General features: G+C 67.8%; 12 protein-coding genes. 2 read left to right on the top strand and 10 right to left on the bottom strand.

What is annotated here, in order from left to right; genetic code table 11:
• Window positions 1-17 precede the first annotated feature (17 nt).
• On the top strand, window positions 18-1,343 hold the full coding sequence (locus E3T48_RS13895) for an MFS transporter (RefSeq protein ID WP_134524629.1): 1,326 nt from the start codon (window positions 18-20) through the stop codon (window positions 1,341-1,343).
• A 312-nt stretch (window positions 1,344-1,655) separates the two neighbouring features.
• Here E3T48_RS13895 and narI read toward each other — a convergent pair whose 3' ends face one another.
• The 6 genes from narI to E3T48_RS13865 all read right to left on the bottom strand — a co-directional run bounded on the left by narI (window position 1,656) and on the right by E3T48_RS13865 (window position 10,196).
• Window positions 1,656-2,429: a respiratory nitrate reductase subunit gamma gene (gene narI, locus E3T48_RS13890; protein WP_134524628.1), complete on the bottom strand. Its 774-nt coding sequence runs from the start codon at window positions 2,427-2,429 to the stop codon at window positions 1,656-1,658.
• Window positions 2,426-3,133 carry a nitrate reductase molybdenum cofactor assembly chaperone gene (gene narJ, locus E3T48_RS13885; protein ID WP_198417678.1) on the bottom strand — a complete coding sequence of 236 codons (708 nt, stop codon included), beginning with the start codon at window positions 3,131-3,133 and terminating at the stop codon, window positions 2,426-2,428. The genes narI and narJ overlap by 4 nt, the downstream gene beginning before the upstream one ends.
• On the bottom strand, window positions 3,130-4,791 hold the full coding sequence (narH, locus tag E3T48_RS13880) for a nitrate reductase subunit beta (RefSeq protein ID WP_134524627.1): 1,662 nt from the start codon (window positions 4,789-4,791) through the stop codon (window positions 3,130-3,132). Before narH ends, narJ begins: the two co-directional genes overlap by 4 nt.
• Window positions 4,792-8,490: a nitrate reductase subunit alpha gene (locus tag E3T48_RS13875; protein ID WP_241986831.1), complete on the bottom strand. Its 3,699-nt coding sequence runs from the start codon at window positions 8,488-8,490 to the stop codon at window positions 4,792-4,794. It abuts the gene before it with no gap.
• 169 nt (window positions 8,491-8,659) lie between these two features.
• Window positions 8,660-9,358 (bottom strand): helix-turn-helix transcriptional regulator, encoded by a 699-nt coding sequence (locus E3T48_RS13870; protein WP_134524626.1) that lies wholly within the window; start codon window positions 9,356-9,358, stop codon window positions 8,660-8,662.
• A 7-nt stretch (window positions 9,359-9,365) separates the two neighbouring features.
• A complete protein-coding gene (locus E3T48_RS13865) occupies window positions 9,366-10,196 on the bottom strand; it encodes a helix-turn-helix transcriptional regulator (RefSeq protein ID WP_134524625.1) in 831 nt (276 codons plus the stop codon).
• A gap of 162 nt (window positions 10,197-10,358) precedes the next feature.
• Here E3T48_RS13865 and E3T48_RS13860 point away from each other — a divergent pair, with 162 nt between their 5' ends.
• The gene (locus E3T48_RS13860; protein ID WP_241986826.1) at window positions 10,359-11,558 is read left to right on the top strand and encodes a TIGR04053 family radical SAM/SPASM domain-containing protein; all 1,200 of its coding nucleotides are present in this window, start codon (window positions 10,359-10,361) and stop codon (window positions 11,556-11,558) included.
• Window positions 11,559-11,662: 104 nt separating this feature from the next.
• Here the strand turns inward: E3T48_RS13860 and E3T48_RS13855 are convergent, their stop codons facing one another.
• The 4 genes from E3T48_RS13855 to E3T48_RS13840 are packed head-to-tail and all read right to left on the bottom strand — an operon-like array spanning window position 11,663 to window position 16,018.
• Window positions 11,663-11,968 (bottom strand): hypothetical protein, encoded by a 306-nt coding sequence (locus E3T48_RS13855; RefSeq protein ID WP_134524624.1) that lies wholly within the window; start codon window positions 11,966-11,968, stop codon window positions 11,663-11,665.
• Entirely contained in the window at window positions 11,968-12,801 is an 834-nt protein-coding gene (locus E3T48_RS13850) for a slipin family protein (protein ID WP_241986825.1), read from the bottom strand. Before E3T48_RS13850 ends, E3T48_RS13855 begins: the two co-directional genes overlap by 1 nt.
• On the bottom strand, window positions 12,798-13,613 hold the full coding sequence (locus tag E3T48_RS13845; protein ID WP_134524622.1) for a hypothetical protein: 816 nt from the start codon (window positions 13,611-13,613) through the stop codon (window positions 12,798-12,800). Before E3T48_RS13845 ends, E3T48_RS13850 begins: the two co-directional genes overlap by 4 nt.
• On the bottom strand, window positions 13,613-16,018 hold the full coding sequence (locus E3T48_RS13840) for a nitric-oxide reductase large subunit (RefSeq protein WP_241986824.1): 2,406 nt from the start codon (window positions 16,016-16,018) through the stop codon (window positions 13,613-13,615). Before E3T48_RS13840 ends, E3T48_RS13845 begins: the two co-directional genes overlap by 1 nt.
• Window positions 16,019-16,163 lie beyond the last annotated feature (145 nt).

Genomic DNA, 16,163 nt, shown 5'->3' with positions numbered 1-16,163 from the left:
CCAGGCCAAGGAAGCTCATGTCAGCCGCCTCTTCCGCACTCGTCGCCTCGAAGCTCAATCCGGACCTGTCCAACTGGGATCCGGAGCATGAAGAAACCTGGGATTCCCGGCTCGCCTGGCGCACCCTCTGGATCACCACCTTCAGCCTCACGCTGAGCTTCGCCACCTGGTACCTGGTCAGCGCGATCGCGCCTCGCCTCAATGACATCGGCTACACGCTCGCCCCGGGGCAGCTGTACTGGCTTGTCGCCATCCCCGGACTGGCCGGCGGGCTCCTGCGCCTGGTCTTCATGTTCCTCCCGCCGATCCTGGGCACGCGCACCCTGGTGTCGGTGTCCTCGGCGCTGCTCGTGCTGCCCATGCTCGGATGGACCCTCGCCGCCCGCGACACCTCGACGCCCTACTGGGTGCTGCTCGCCCTGGCGTTCGCCGCCGGGATCGGCGGTGGCACCTTCTCCGGATTCATGGCGTCCACGAGCTACTTCTTCCCCAAACGCCTCGCCGGCACCGCGCTCGGCCTGCAGGCCGGTCTCGGAAACTTCGGGATCGGGCTCATGCAGCTGATCCTGCCCTGGGTGGTCGGCTTCGGACTGCTCGGCACCGCCGCACTCACCCCGCAGAGCAGTGCGAAGGGCGACCTGGTCTGGCTGCACAACGGCGGCCTGGTGCTCATCCCGTGGGCACTGCTCGCGGTCGTCCTGGCGGCGGTCTTCCTGCGTCGGGTTCCCGTCACGGCCAACTTCCGTGAACAGATGGACATCTTCAAGATCAAGCACACCTGGATCATGACGGCCATCTATCTGATGAGCTTCGGCGCCTACAGTGGGCTCGCCGCCCAGATGGGCCTGATCATCCTGAACGTCTACGGTGACTTCCCGAACGCCCCGAACCCCCTCGCGTTCGCGTTCATCGGCCCGATCGTCGGCGCCCTCGTCCGTGCCTCCAGCGGCCCGCTCTGCGACAAATGGGGCGGCGCCATCTTCACCTTCGTCGGCGGGGCCGGCATGGTCGTCGGAACGGCGGTCACGGCCTTCTTCCTGAACCCGACGAGCGTCGACCAATTCTGGGGCTTCCTCGCCGGAATGATCACCATCTTCTTCTTCGCGGGCCTGGCGAACGCCGGCACCTTCAAGCAGATGCCGATGATCTTCCCCAAGCGTCAGGCCGGCGGCGCCATCGCCTGGACCTCCGCGATCGCGGCCTTCGGCCCCTTCATCGTGGGCATCTCGCTCACCATGATCAGCCCCACCGCCTTCTTCATCGCCGTGACCGTGTTCAGCGTGTTCTGCACCTGGCTCGCCTGGCACTACTACGCTCGCCCCGGGGCGCCCTTCCCCGGCTGACCGCGCGCCCCTGTTTCCCCCGCCGCCCGCCACCGCCCCATCCACCCGGCCCCCGCTCTCCGGAGCGGGGCTCCGTGCTGCCCCGCGCATAACTCCTGCAATTTGTCAGCTCGTGGGCCAGCATCCCCGGAATTCCGGGGCCGACGTTCGTTCCCGTTCCCGAATTGCAGGAGTTATGCACAAAGCGGGTCGCTGACAGGGCGGATGCCGCGATTCACCGCGGATATCCGCGGCGCGTTTTCGTCGGCGGCAGCAAGGGGAGGAGTCATGGAGAACAGGCGGGGCCCGTGGGGCGGCCGGCGCGCGGGCGACTCAGCGGCGGGTGGCCTCGCGGTCGCGGGCGGATGCGGGCAGCTCGCTCTTCTCCCAGCCGCGGCGGGCCTTGCGGGAGCCTGAGCCCCGGTGCCCGTCCCGGGACCGGTAGACGATGTACGGGCGCACGAAATAGGCGAGCGGCGCCGAGAACACGTGTACCAGGCGAGTGAAGGGCCAGAGCAGGAACAGCAGGGTCGCCGAGAGCACGTGCAGCTGGAAGAACAGCGGCACGTCGCTCATCAGGGCCGGGTCAGGCTGGGCTGAGAGCAGACCGCGCACCCAGGGCGAGATGCTGCCCCGGTAGTCGTAGCCTGCGCCGAAGACCTGGAAGAGCACTGTGGCCACGGTCCCGAAGAGCAGGGTGGCCCCGAGCAGCAGGTACATGATTTTGTCCATCACCGTGGTGGCGAGGAGCACGCGCGTGTTGAGCCGGCGCCGGTAGATCAGGATCGCCAGGCCGGCCAGGGTGAGCGCGGCAGCCACGCTGCCGAGCGAGGTGGCGCCGACGTGGTAGATCTCCTCGGTAACTCCGAAGAACTCAAGCCATTCCTTGGGCACGAGCAGTCCGACGATGTGACCGCCGAGTACCATCAGGATGCCGTAGTGGAACATCGGCGACCCCCAGCGAAGCAGCCGGTTCTCATAGGTCTGGCTCGACCGGGAGGTCCAGCCGAACTGGTCGTGCCGGTAGCGGAGGAGGTGGCCGACGACGAACACGGCCATGGCGGCGTAGGGGAACGCCACCCAGAGTAGAAAGTCGAGCGGGTTCATACCCTGAGTTCCTCACTGGTGGCGCCGGACGGCGAAAACGGTTTGAGATTGCCCAGAAAGGTCATGCCGACCGTCTCGGTCGGTGGTCCCTCGTTGACGAGGTCGAGGTAGCGCTGCCGGGTCGCCTCGTCGATGCCGGGCAGCGACAGGGACACCGCCTCCACCACGTGCGAGTAGGGGCTCTCCACGGCCTCCAGAGCGCTCCGCAGCACCTCGATGCCGTCCCGGTGTGCGGAGAGCAGCTCCTGGGCGATCGGCGAATCGCTCAGCGCGGAGAACTCGAGCACCATCGGCAGGTAATCGGGCAGTTCGTCGGCGGCGACCTCCCAGCCGGCGGCGCGATACGCCTCGACGAAACGCACGAGGGCCATCCCACGCCGGCGGGTGTCCCCGGCCGCGTAGTAGCTGAGATACGGGCAGCACTTCCGCTTGAGGTCGAAGGTCGCGGTGAAGTGTACCTCGAGCTCCTGCTGGTTCATCGTGCCCGCCGCGGCCAAAAACGCCTCGAAGGCGAGCCGCAGGGGGCCAGGCAGCAGGGTCACCGACTCGGCCACGGCAGCGAAGCGCGCGCGCCGCTCCTCCGTGGGGTAGTCCAGCAGAATGGATGCCGCCATGTGCGCCATCCTGCCGTCCTCCTCGGACAACGGGATCGCGGTCACCCCGCGGAGCGGGAGCTTGAGCGGTGGGAGCCCCGGGAGCCTCATGCCGGGCTCCCCGTGGCCTTCGGCGGGAACATGCCCTCCGGCACGCCTCCCCCGGTCCAGTTGAGCAGGTTGACCCGGCCGGGCGTGGTCGGTTTGGTGCGCTCGCCGCCCTTGCCGACCATCTCGTTGTAGTTGTCGACCGTCGCGTTCAGCGGCATCCCCGGCGTCTTCCCGTAGGGTCCGGCCGCGGTGGCGGGGCCGCCCATGCCGGGCCCGCCGTCGGTGTCGAGCGAGCAGGCGAGGTTCTCCAGCTCGCGCGCCGTCTCGACGTGGGCCTTGGGGATCACATACCGGTCCTCATACTTGGCGATCGCGAGCAGCCGGTACATCGCCTCGATCTCGACGCCGGTCATGCCGACGGCTGCCGGGATCGACTCGTCACGGTCTAGTCCGAGGTTGATGTCGCGCATGTACGAGCGCATCGCGGCGAGCTTCCGGAGCGACGACTCCACCGGCACCACGTCGCCGGCCGAGAACAGCCCGGCCAGGTATTCGACCGGGATGCGCAACTTGTCGATCGCGGCGAAGAGAGTGCGGGCATCCTCCCCGTCGTTGTTCGTGGTGGAGATCACGTCGACCACCGGCGACAGGGGCGGGATGTACCAGACCATCGGCATGGTGCGGTATTCCGGATGCAGCGGCAGCGCCACCTTGTACTCGGAGATGAGTTTGTAGATCGGACTGTTCTGGGCCGCGAGGATCCAGTCGTCCTCGATGCCGCCTGCCTTCGCCGCGGCGATCACGGCGGGGTCGAACGGGTCGAGGAAGACCCCGCGCTGCGCCTCGAGGAGGTCCTGGTCGTTCTCGATGCTGGCAGCCGCGAGCACGGCGTCGGCGTCGTAGAGCATGAGGCCGAGGTAGCGCAGCCGGCCGACACAGGTCTCGGAACAGATGGTCGGCTTACCCTGCTCGATCAGCGGGTAGCAGAGCGTGCACTTCTCCGCCTTGCCGGTCTTGTGGTTGAAGTAGACCTTCTTGTAGGGGCAGGCCGAGACGCACATCCGCCAGCCGCGGCATCCGTCTTCGTCGACGAGCACGATGCCGTCTTCCTCGCGCTTGTACATGGCGCCCGACGGGCAGGCCGCGACACAGGCCGGGTTCAGGCAGTGCTCGCAGATGCGCGGCAGGTAGAACATGAAGGTGTTCTCGAACTCCATCTTCACGTGCTCGCTCATGGTGGCGAGGATGGGGTCGTCGGCCGCGGTCTCCTGCGAACCGCCGAGGTCGTCGTCCCAGTTGCCCGACCACTTGATATCCATGTTCTTGCCGGTGAGCAGCGACTTCGGCCGGGCGACCGGGCTCTCGGTGCTCAGCGGGGCCGTGGTGAGCATGTCGTAGTCGTAGGTCCACGGCTCGTAGTAGTCATCGATGACCGGCAGGTCCGGGTTATTGAAGATCGTGGCCAGGCGCTTCAGCCGGCCGCCGGAGCGCAGCTTCAGCCGGCCGCGCTTGTTGCGGATCCAGCCGCCCTTCCACTTCTCCTGGTCCTCGTAGCGGCGCGGGTAGCCGACGCCCGGCTTGGTCTCCACGTTGTTGAACCAGACGTATTCGACGCCGGTGCGGTTGGTCCAGACCTGCTTGCAGGTCACAGAGCAGGTGTGGCAGCCGATGCACTTGTCGAGATTCATGATCATCGACATTTGAGCCATGACGCGCATCTAGTACTCAACCTCCTGGCTGCGTCGACGGATCACGGTGACCTCGTCGCGTTGGTTCCCGGTCGGGCCGAGGTAGTTGAAGGCGAAGGACAGCTGGGCGTAGCCGCCGATCAGGTGGCTGGGCTTGAGCAGGATGCGGGTGAGCGAGTTGTTCGTGCCGCCGCGCATCCCGCTGGTCTCGGCGATCGGCACGTTGATCGTGCGGTCCTTCGCGTGGTACATGTACACGGTGCCCTCCGGCATCCGGTGCGAGACGACCGCGCGGGCGACGACGACGCCGTTTCGGTTGTAGGACTCGATCCACTCGTTGTCGCGCACGCCGATCTTGTCGGCGTCGAGCGGCGACATCCAGATGGTCGGCCCGCCGCGGGAGAGCGAGAGCATCATCAGGTTGTCCTGGTATTCGGAGTGGATCGACCACTTCGAGTGCGGGGTCAGGTAGCGCACGGCCACCTCGGCGCGACCCTTCGACCCCGTGGCGCCGGTGGCGGCCGTGGAGCCGACGATCGAGTCGTCGAACAGGCGGTGCATGTCCAGCGGCGGCCGGAAGATCGGCAGCTGCTCCCCCAGTTCGATCATCCAGTCGTGGTCGAGGTAGAAGTGTTGCCGCCCGGTCAGGGTGTGCCACGGCTTGAGGTGCTCGACGTTGATCGTGAACGCGCTGTACCGGCGCCCGCCGTGCTCGCTGCCCGACCACTCAGGGGAGGTGAGCACCGGGACCGGCGCGCCCTGCACATCCGGATAGGAGAAGCGGCGGCCCTCGTTGTCGCTGGCCAGGTGGGCGAGCTTCATGCCGGTGCGTTCCTCCAGCTGCCGGAAGCCCTGGGTGCCGAGCCGGCCGTTGGTCGTGCCGGAGAGGGCGAGTACCATTTCGCAGGCGTGGATGGCCGTGGTCAGCCTCGGCCGGCCGGCGGCCGGGCCGCTCGCCACGAGACCGTTCTTCTTGCCGAGGTATTCGACTTCGACGTCGGGGTTGAACTTGACCCCCTTGGTGACCATGCCGAGCTTCGCGGTGAGCGGCCCGAGGGCGCCGAGCCGGGCGGCGAAGGCCGGATAGTCGCGTTCGACCACGACGAGTTTCGGCATCGTGATCCCGGGGATGAGCGGCTGGTCGTTCAGCACGATCCCGTGCGGGGTGGCCATCGCATCCGGGGTGTCGTGCGAGAGCGGAACGGCGACAAGGTCCTTCCGCACTCCGAGATGCTCCACCGAGTACTCCGAGATCTTCTCGGCGAGGACGTGAAAGATGTCGAAGTCGGTCTTCGCCTGCCAAGGCGGGGCGATCGCCGGGTTGAACGAGTGGATGAACGGATGCATGTCCGTCGTCGACAGGTCGTTCTTCTCATACCAGGTGGCGGGGGGCAACACCACGTCGCTGAACACGGTCGTCGACGTCATCCTGAAGTCGCTCGTCACCAGCAGGTCGAGCTTGCCCTCCGGCGCGGACTCGTGCCACTTCATCGTCTTCGGGCGCTTCTCCGGCGGGGACTCAGGCGCGCGGATGGCCGAGGTGGTGCCGAGCAGATGCTTGAGGAAGTACTCGTTGCCCTTTCCGGAGGAGCCGAGCACGTTCGCCCGCCAGACCACGAGCACCCGGGGGAAGTTCTCCGGCGCATCCGGGTCCTCGACCGAGTAGGCGAGGCTGCCGTCGCCGAGGGACTCGACGACGTACTGGGCCGGGTCGACGCCGGCGCGCTCGGCGTCGTCGACGAGGTCGAGCGAGTTGCGGTTGTAGGTGGGGTAGCTGGGCATCCAACCGCGCTGGGTCGACTCGACCAGGCAGTCGGCCGTCGTGCGGTCCTTGAACGTTCCCACGCCGAGCGGGCTCGCCAGGGTGTCGGCGGACAGGCCATCGTAGCGCCACTGGTCTGTCGCCAGGTAGAAGTAGCCGGTGCCGATCATCTGGCGGGGCGGGCGCACCCAGTCCAGGCCGAAGGCGTACTGCGCCCAGCCGGTGACCGGGCGACACTTCTCCTGGCCGACGTAGTGGGCCCAGCCGCCGCCGTTCACGCCCTGGCAGCCGGTCATCGTGGTCAGCGCGAGGAAGGCGCGGTAGATGGTGTCGGAGTGGAACCAGTGGTTGGTGCCGGCGCCCATCAGGATCATCGAGCGCCCACCGGAGTCCTCCGCGTTCTGGGCGAACTCGCGGCCGATCCGCTCGGCGGCCTGCATCGGCACCGAGGTGAGGCCCTCCTGCCAGGCGGGGGTGCCGGGCGAGGATGCGTCGTCGTAGCCGGTCGGCCACACCCCGGGAAGCCCGTCCCGGCCGACGCCGTACTGGGCCAGGAGCAGGTCGAAGACGGTCGTGACCAACTGGCCGCCGACCATCCGCACGGGCACGCCGCGACGGATGATGCCGGCACCGCCCGCCTGCCGCTCACCGGCGTCTTCGGTCTCCGGCGCGATATCGAACCGTGGCAGGTCGATTTCGACGGATGCCCGGTCGTAGTCCGGAGCGTCCATGATCGAGAGCAGAGGATCGACGCCTTCCAGGTCGAGGTTCCACTTGCCGACGTCGGTCTCGGAGAAGCGGTGGCCGATCGACCCGTTCGGCACGATCGCCCGGCCGTCCTGGTCGAGTAGCACGGGCTTGAACGCGGCGCTGGCGACGGTCGAGGACGTGTCGGGCAGTGCATCCGCGGTCAGGAATTTACCCGGCACGTAGGCGTCGCCGCGCGGGGTGAGGGCGATCAGGTAGGCGGAGTCGCTGTAGCGCTTCATGTAGTCGACGAAGCGGGGCGTGCGCCGGTCGACCAGGAACTCCTTCAGCACGACGTGGCCCATGGCGATGGCGAGGGCGCCGTCGGTGCCCGGGTGCACGGCCAGCCACTCGTCGGCGAACTTGGAGTTGTCGGCGTAGTCGGGTGAGACGGTGATGACCTTCTGACCCTTGTAGCGGGCCTCGACCATGAAGTGGGCGTCCGGGGTGCGGGTGACGGGAACGTTCGAGCCCCACATGATCAGGTAGGACGAGTTCCACCAATCGGCGGATTCCGGCACGTCGGTCTGGTCGCCGAACACCTGGGGCGATGCGACCGGCAGGTCGGCGTACCAGTCGTAGAAGGAGAGCATCGTGCCGCCGAGCATGGTGATGAACCGGTTGCCGACCCCCTGCGAGACGATCGACATCGCGGGGATCGGCGAGAACCCGGCGATCCGGTCCGGTCCGAACTTCTTGATCGTGTGCACGTGGGCGGCGGCGACGATCTCCGCGGCCTCGTCCCAGCTGGCCCGCACGAGGCCGCCCTTGCCGCGGGCGCTCTTGTACGCGCGAGCGGACTCGGGGTTGCCGGTGACGTCGGCCCAGGCGAGCACCGGGTCGCCGGTGCGGGCCTTCGCCTCGCGGTACAGGTCGAGCAGCACCCCGCGCACATAGGGGTACTTCACCCGCGTCGGCGAGTAGGTGTACCAGCTGAAGGCGGCGCCGCGCGGGCAGCCGCGGGGTTCGTACTCCGGCGAATCCGGCCCGACCGAGGGGTAGTCGGTCTGCTGGGTCTCCCAGGTGATGATGCCGTCCTTGACGTACACCTTCCACGAGCACGAGCCGGTGCAGTTCACCCCGTGGGTGGACCGCACCTCCTTGTCGTGGGTCCAGCGGTCACGATAGAAGCTGTCCGCGTCCCGGCCGCCCTCGAGGAAGAGCGAGCGCAGGTCGGGTGACGTCTCGCCCCGGCGGAGGAACCGGCCGAGGTTCAGGATCGTGTCGGTGAGGGGCCCGTCGGTGCCGGGTCTACCGGCCGGCTTGCCGCGGGCGGGCTTCGAGAAGGCGGAGGTCTTGGCTGGTTTCACGAGGTACCCCTTGCGGTGCCGGGCGTCGCCGCAGTCAGCGACCACCCTCGCATCCGAGTCTCACGGTCCGGGCAGAGGGCTACAAGCCGAAAACACCGTGATAAATGATTGCGGGTGCGCCTGCGGGTTCGCGTTCGGGTTCGCGTTCGGGTTCGTCGGCCGGTACCGGTTCGGCGCGGTGCAGGTCAAGCGTGCACAGGTTCGATCCGACCAGCGGATGCAGCGCCTCGGCGGCGAGTGGACCCTCCGCCTGTTCGAGCAGACCCTTGATCAGGCCGAAGTGCACCCGGCACACCTCCGGGTGCGCCTTGACCATCTCGCTGTACGGGCAGTCGTGCAGGTGCACATGCTCGCCGTCGGAGTCGAGGGTCGCGTCGAACCCGGTCTGGTCGAGGTGGTCGTCGAGGGCGTCGAGCTGTCGCTGCAGCGGTGAGTGCAGGATGGCCTGGAGGGGCAGCATCCGCCGCACCAGGTCGCCGCGGCGCTCGGCGGCGTCGGCCTTCGCCTCCCGGACACAGCCGGCCTGTCGGTCGGCTCCGCCGGCCGCGCTGTAGAGCATTCGGGGGCGGCCCTTCGTCTCGGTGATCTCGGGCTCGCAGGTGACGAAGCCGTCGCCGATCAGGCGTTGCAGGTGTTCCCGAGTGGTGTTGTGGTGGAGGCCGGTGGCCTCGGCGAGGTCACCGACGGTCATCGTGCCGCGCTGCTGAAGGAAGTGCAGGAGCTGGATCCTGCTGAACGAGGCGAGCGTGCGGTAGCTCGACGGCTGGCGAGACGTCATTTGTCAATCATTCAGCGTGGGCGGCCGAAAGGGAAGCCTGCAGCGGTTCGGGCTCGAGGCGGGCCAGGCATACGCCGGGGCGGGCGAACGGTTCGAGGGCGACCCGTCCGAACGGCGCGTCGAGGCGCTCGAGGGCACCCTGGATCAGGCCGCGATGCAGGGAACAGACGATGTCGGCCTGGCTGCGCGCCACGTCGATGAAAGGACAGCGGTGCAATTCGATGACGACGGGGGCGTCGTCTGCGAGTGATGCCGTCCCGGTGGGCGCGCCGTGGTCCGGCCCGCCGAGCACGGGCGAGAAGCCGACCTGGTCCAGGATCGCGACGACGCGTTCGAGCGCGTGGGCCCGGCCGGCGGACGGGGCGGCCGCATCGGCGGAGGCCGCCGAGTCGGCTTCGTTGCGGGCGGTGGCGAGTCGCCGTCCCCAACGACTGCCGGCCAGGGCGGCCGCGTCGGCACCGGTCCGCGCACCAGGCGTTGCACCGGCCGGTGCACCCGTCGCCTGCGCGCCGGTCGCGCCGGCGGCCATGCCCTCGGCGAGGATGCCGGCCAGCACACGGTAGGAGTCCACGGGTGCGTCCTCGGGTGACGGCGCGGAGCGGAAAAGCAGCCGGGGCCGACCTGGCCTGCCCAGCGCCTCCGCTGCCTCCGTGACCAGCCCGGCCTCGGTCAGGCGGTCGAGGTGGGAGCGCACCGTGTTCGCATGCAGCCCCACCCGGGCGGCGATGGCATCCGCGCTGAGCGGCTCGGTGCTGGCCCGCAGAACCTCGAGCACGGCGACCCTGCTGATTCCCGACAGCACGGCGTGGCCGCGGGGATCGATCGCTTCGGTCGGCATGAAATTAGTTTTCCCTATAAGTATGGTAAAAACAAATGAGGGCCAAAATCGGCCCCGGGCACAGACCTGTCAGGAGACCCCGACGTCGCCCGAAACCACCCATTTCTCCTCCGCACGCAGCACCGCCGGCCGATCCGGACCGGCCCAGAGCAGAGGACACCCGTGACCACGTCACCAGCCAAACGACCGATCCGTCTCATGCACCACGACGCCGGCGAACGCCCCTTCATCGTCATCTGGGAGGTCACCCGCGCCTGCCAGCTCGTCTGCACCCATTGCCGGGCGGACGCGATCCGCACCCGCAACCCGTTCGAGCTGAGCACCGAACAGGGCCGGAAGCTCCTGGACGACCTGGCCTCCTTCGGCACCCCCCGCCCCCTGGTCGTGCTGACCGGGGGTGACCCGTTCGAAAGACCGGACCTGCCCGAACTGGTCGCCCACGGCACCAGCCTCGGCCTGAGCATGGCCCTCTCCCCCTCGGTCACCCCGCGCCTCACCCGAAAGGTGCTGGCCCGGCTGCACGAGGCCGGCGCGAAGGCGGTCTCGCTGTCGCTCGACGGCGCGTCCGCCGCCACCCACGATGCGTTCCGGGGCGTGGACGGCGTCTTCGACGACACCATGGTCGCGGCCCGGATGGTGCGGGACGTCGGCTATCGCCTGCAGATCAACACCACCGTCACCCGGGACACCGTGCACGAGCTGCCGGGGATCCTGAGGACTGTGCTGGACCTCGGGACCACCCTGTGGAGCGTCTTCTTCCTGGTGCCCACCGGCCGGGGGAAGCTCCTGGACGCCCTGACCGCGGCCGAGGAGGAAGAGGTGCTGCACTGGTTGCACGACGTCTCCGACCTGGTCGCGATCAAGGCGACCGAGGCGCCGCACTACCGGCGCATCGCCCTGCAGCGGGCCGGCGTGGCCGACCTCGACTCGGTGTTCCCGGTCGGTCCGCTCCGCGCGGCCCTGCGGGAGGCCACGGAGGGGCTGCTCACCGGGAATGAGCCCCGGCGACGGATGCCCCGGCCCCCGATCGACGTGAACTCCGGCCGCGGGTTCGCCTTCGTCGACCACGTGGGCAAGGTCTACCCGAGCGGTTTCCTACCCGTTGCGGTCGGCTCGGTCCGGGACACCCCGTTCCCCGAAATCTACCGGGAGGCGCGGCTACTCCAGGAGCTGCGCACCCCGGATTCCTTCGGCGGCCGGTGCGGCCGGTGCGAATTCCGCACCGTCTGCGGCGGCTCCCGGTCGCACGCCTACGCGGTCTCCGGGGATCCCCTCGCCGAGGACCCCAGCTGCGCCTACCAGCCCGCCACCGGCGCCATTCCCGCGCCGTCCCAGAACGCGGCCGCCACCCCCGCCGCCTAGTCAAATTCGACGGACATTTTCCCGTTTCCGGCCATAAACCGGGCCCTGCTGCGGCAGATCGCGAAAATCTCCGTCGAATTCGACGGGCGACGAGGTGGCCGGGCTCACTGGAGGTGGTGCTTCCCCTTCACCCAGCGCAGGGCGCCGAGAACCCCGATCGCAACACCGATGCCACCGACGACCATGCCGGCGAACAGCCAGACGAAGATCGGCCCGAAACGGCCGACGGTGTCGTCGATCCCCACCATCGTGCCGCCGAGGAAACCGGCGATCGGAGCGAAGATTCCGACAAAGGCGCCGATCAGCATCAATCGGATGCAGCGGGCACGGTCCTGCGCAGACGCCGGCGTGTTCTTGTCGGTCGGCCGGTCCGAGCGTGGTGAGGCGTCAGGCATCAGTGATTCAGGCATCAGTGGTTCTCCTCCGTGGTCTGATCGGTGTCCCCGTGGCCGGACGCGGGGCCGGCTGCACCCTGCTTGTCCAGCCATTGGGGCACCTTGTTCAGAAAGGGCCCGATGATATCCATCGGCAGCGGGAAGACCACGGTCGAGTTGTGGTCGGCGCCGAGTTCGAGCAGGGTCTGCAGATAGCGCAGCTGCAGGGAGGCCGGGTTGCGGCTGAGTATCTCCGCCGCCTGGCCAAGCTCCTCGGAGGCCTGCAGCTCGCCGTGGGCGTTGATGATCTTCGCCCTCCGCTCGCGTTCGGCTTCCGCTTCACGGGCCATGGCGCGTTGCATGGCCTGCGGGATCTCGACATCCTTGATCTCGACCACCTTCACCTGCACGCCCCACGGTTCGGTCTGGGCGTTGATGCTGCGCGCGAGGTCCTCGTTCAGGTCGGCTCGATGGGCGAGCAGGGTATCCAGGTCGGCGCGGCCGACGACCGACCGTAGCGTCGTCTGCGCCATTTGCGAGGTGGCGACGGCGTGGTTCTCGACCGCCATCACCGAGCGCACCGGGTCGGTGACCTGGAAGAGCACGACGGCGTTGACGCGGGCGGGAACGTTGTCCTTGGTGATGACATCCTGCGGCGGAATGGTCAGCGTCACGATCCGCAGGTCGACCCGCACCATCCGGTCCAACCCGGGGAAGATCATCTGCACGCCGGGTTGACGGAGCGCCCGGAGGCGACCGAAGCGGAAGGTAACACCCCGCTCGTACTCCTGCAGAACCTTGAACGCAGCGAGCAGCCAGACGGCGATCAGCGCCAGGCCGACCGCGACGGTCACGAGAATGCCTGTCACCGTGCGTCCCCTCCGGTCCAACCCGCGCCCCCGCCTGAGCCGCCTGGGTCGGCCTCCCGCTCCAGTTCGGCCCATCGGGTGGAGAATGCGGATGTCACGGTGTTTCCTTTCGTCGCAGCCGAGGTGGTCTCCGCCGTGGCCGAGCCCCCCGGGCTGGAGTGCGGTTCGATCTGGATCGGGCGCCGCCCGGTCCGTCGCACGCTGCCGTAGCCGGTGTGCCGTGCGAGTTCTCCGGCCGCGGCGGTGGCCCTGGCCGCGACGTTTTCATCGAGTCCTTCGGACTTGAGGTGGTCCGGGAAGCGGGCGGGAACGCGCCGAAGGTGGGACCACAACGGCCAGCTGCCGGCGGCAATACTTGCCGATGCGGCCCCGAGCAGAGCCAGTTCCACGGTGCTACGGCCCTGGAACATGACGGCGACCGGCCAGACGAAGCCGAGCACGACGACGGCGCAGGCGATCCCGCGGTGGAACCGCTCGGCCTCGGAGCTGGGCCAGGAGTCGATATTCCGAACGACCTCCCGGCCGGAATGGCCGGTGGTGCACGTATGTTTCACCGGACAGGGATTGCAGACTGTCGGCGACGCCCGGTAGCGGGTCACCCGGTTTTCCGGGTCGAAGGAGATCGGCCAGAGCCATTGGTCCTCCGAGCACTTCCACGCATCGTGGTCCTGCTGGTAGCTGAACCCGCCCTGACGGGCGTTGCTCGAGTTCGTCGCCGTGCGGCGGGCGGCCAGATCCAGAACGAGTGCGACGAGGAGCAGAAAGCCCCCGTAGGCCAGTGCGAACCAGACCTCCGGGTCGACCGCACCCATCACGCGCCCCCGATCGGGCGATTCCCGCCATCCTCTTCCGTGCCCCGGGTCCGGTACCCCGTGCCGTAGCCGGATTCGGGAACCTCGTCTGCGCCGAAGGCCGGCACCGGCTGCGCCTCCACGAAGAGCGTCTCCATCGGCACGTCCTGGGTCGTGCCCCGAATCCGGTACCGCACGCCCAGCCAGGCGATCCAGACGAACGGAACGACACCACCGAGGATGAAGACCAGGTCGCCGGGCATCCGCAGCCACTCGAGCACGGCATTGCCGGGTTCGTTGATGAAGTTGAGGCTGCGCGCCTCGAAGTAGCCGTCGTTGATCGAGTACCAGAGCTGGATCACGCCCAGCGGCAGCAGCGTCGCGAACGTCATCCAGGCGAGGCCGATGTTGAGCGACCAGAAGGAGATCTTGGCGAGCCGATCCGGCCATCGATCGGCTGGGATGAGATAGCGCAGGGCGAACAGCGAGAGTCCGACGCCCATCATCCCGTACACGCCCATCATGGCCGCGTGGGCGTGGTTGGCTGTGAGGGCCGTGCCGATCTCGTAGTAGGAGACGATCGGCAGGTTGATCAGGAAGCCGAAGACACCCGCCCCGAGGAAGTTCCAGAATCCAACCGCAACCAGGAACATCACCGCCCAGCGATGCGGGAAGGGTGCGGAACTTCGAGACTCCTGGCGCGCTCCGAGTTGCAGGAAGCTCCACGCCTCGATGGTGAGGAAGGTCAGCGGAATCACCTCGAGCACGGAGAAGAACGCGCCGACCGCCATGGTCTCGACGGGCCCGCCGGAGAAGTAGAGGTGGTGCATGGTGCCCAGGATGCCGCCGGCGGAGTACAGGATCACATCGAGCAGGATGATCTGCATGGCGATCTTGCGGCGCACGACGCCGAGCATCACGAAGATGTACGCCACCATGACAGTCGTGAACAGTTCGAGGAAGTCCTCGACCCACAGGTGCACCACCCAGAAGCGCCAGAACTCGGCGACGCTCAGTCGAACCTCGGCGCCGGCGAGCATGCCGACGGCGTAGAACGCCGGAATGGCGAGGCCGGCGTAGAAGAACAGCCACGGCAGATTGAACCGGTGCTCGGTCTTCAGTCGGGCACGGATGCCGCGGTAGATGATCGCGATCCAGAGGAACAGGCCCACGACGAGCATGCCCTGCCAGACCCTGGGCAGATCGAGGTACTCCCACTGCATGTCCCAGAACGGCGATCCCTCCACGGCCGTGACGCCGAAGATGCTGAGTGCCTCACCGACGAAGGAGCCGAGGATGACCACGGCGAGGGCGCCGAGCAGACCATAGGCGAGCCAGTGCTGGCGCCTGGGCTCACGCCCCGAGATATACGGCGCCAGGAAGATTCCTGCGGCGAGGAACGAGGTTGCCGTCCAGAGCAAGGACAGCTGCACATGCCACGTCCTGGCCAGATTGAAGGGCAGTAGTCGGGCCAGGTCGAAGCCGAAGAAACTCGTCAGGTCGACCCGATAGTGTTCGATGGCCGCACCCAGGAAGGCCTGGGCGAGGAACATCAGGGCGACCACCAGGAAGAACCAGGCGGTGGCGGATTGCGCCGGGGTCACCGCGACCTCGCCCGGTTGGCGGAAGGACAGCGCCTTGGCCTCCTCGCCGTGCTGCCAGCCCATCTGCTTGCTCCACCTCCCATAGAGGGCGAAGAGTGCGCCGAGGGCGACCATCAGGGCCACCAGGGACAGGCCGCTCCAGACGATGATGTCCGCCGTCGGGGAATTGTCCACCAGCGGCTCGGCCGGCCAGTTGTTCGTGTAGGAGTAATTGTGTCCCGGCCTCTCCGCCGAGGCGGCCCAGGATGTCCAGGCGAAGAACGCGGTCAGTTCGTGGATGTCTTCCGGATCGGAGATCGCGTTCGGAATCAGGCCGTACTTGGTGCTCGGTTCACCGAAGTAGTCGCCGTAGTAGGCCTTGAGGGAGTCGAAGGCCTCGATCTGCAGGGTGGTGAACTCCAGGTCGCCGGTTGCCGCGTCGTAGCGGTTGGTGCGCATCATCTCCACGAGTGCGCCCTGCGGGTCCTGGATGCCGGAGGCCGTGAGCGCGTCGAGCACGAAGGTGGCCGAGCGTCGCAGGTAGTCGGCGGTGTAGTCGGGTCCGAGATAGCCGCCGTGCCCCATGATCGAGCCGTATTGCTGCAGGCCGCGCCTCAGGAAGGTTTGCTGGCCGGCGGTGATCTCGGCGCTCGTGAAGACCACCTCGCCCGATGCGCTGACCACCTGTTTCGGCTGTGGCATCGAGTCCGAGTAGGTGCGCAGGGCAATGAATCCCATCACGGCGAAGCCGAAGATCATCACGAGGGCGACGCCCTGCAACCACCCCTTGGAGACCAGCAGCTCAGAGCGCAGCTTCTCGGCCCCGGTTTTCAATCGGACCACGGGGGCCCCTTTCCTTGTTGCCTGGTTCGAGGTCGTCGTGGCCGATGATGGTCGCCGGTCGCACTTCCTCCCCCGAATGGGTCACGCGGGGCAGTTGAAAGCTACCACAGACTTAAAACTACAGATGTCCTCATAAATGACGACT

Source organism: Cryobacterium fucosi, assembly GCF_004403515.1.
Classification (GTDB): Bacteria; Actinomycetota; Actinomycetes; order Actinomycetales; family Microbacteriaceae; genus Cryobacterium; species Cryobacterium fucosi.
The sequence above is the reverse complement of the archived record's forward strand: the minus strand, read 5'-3'. Positions and strand labels throughout refer to the sequence as shown.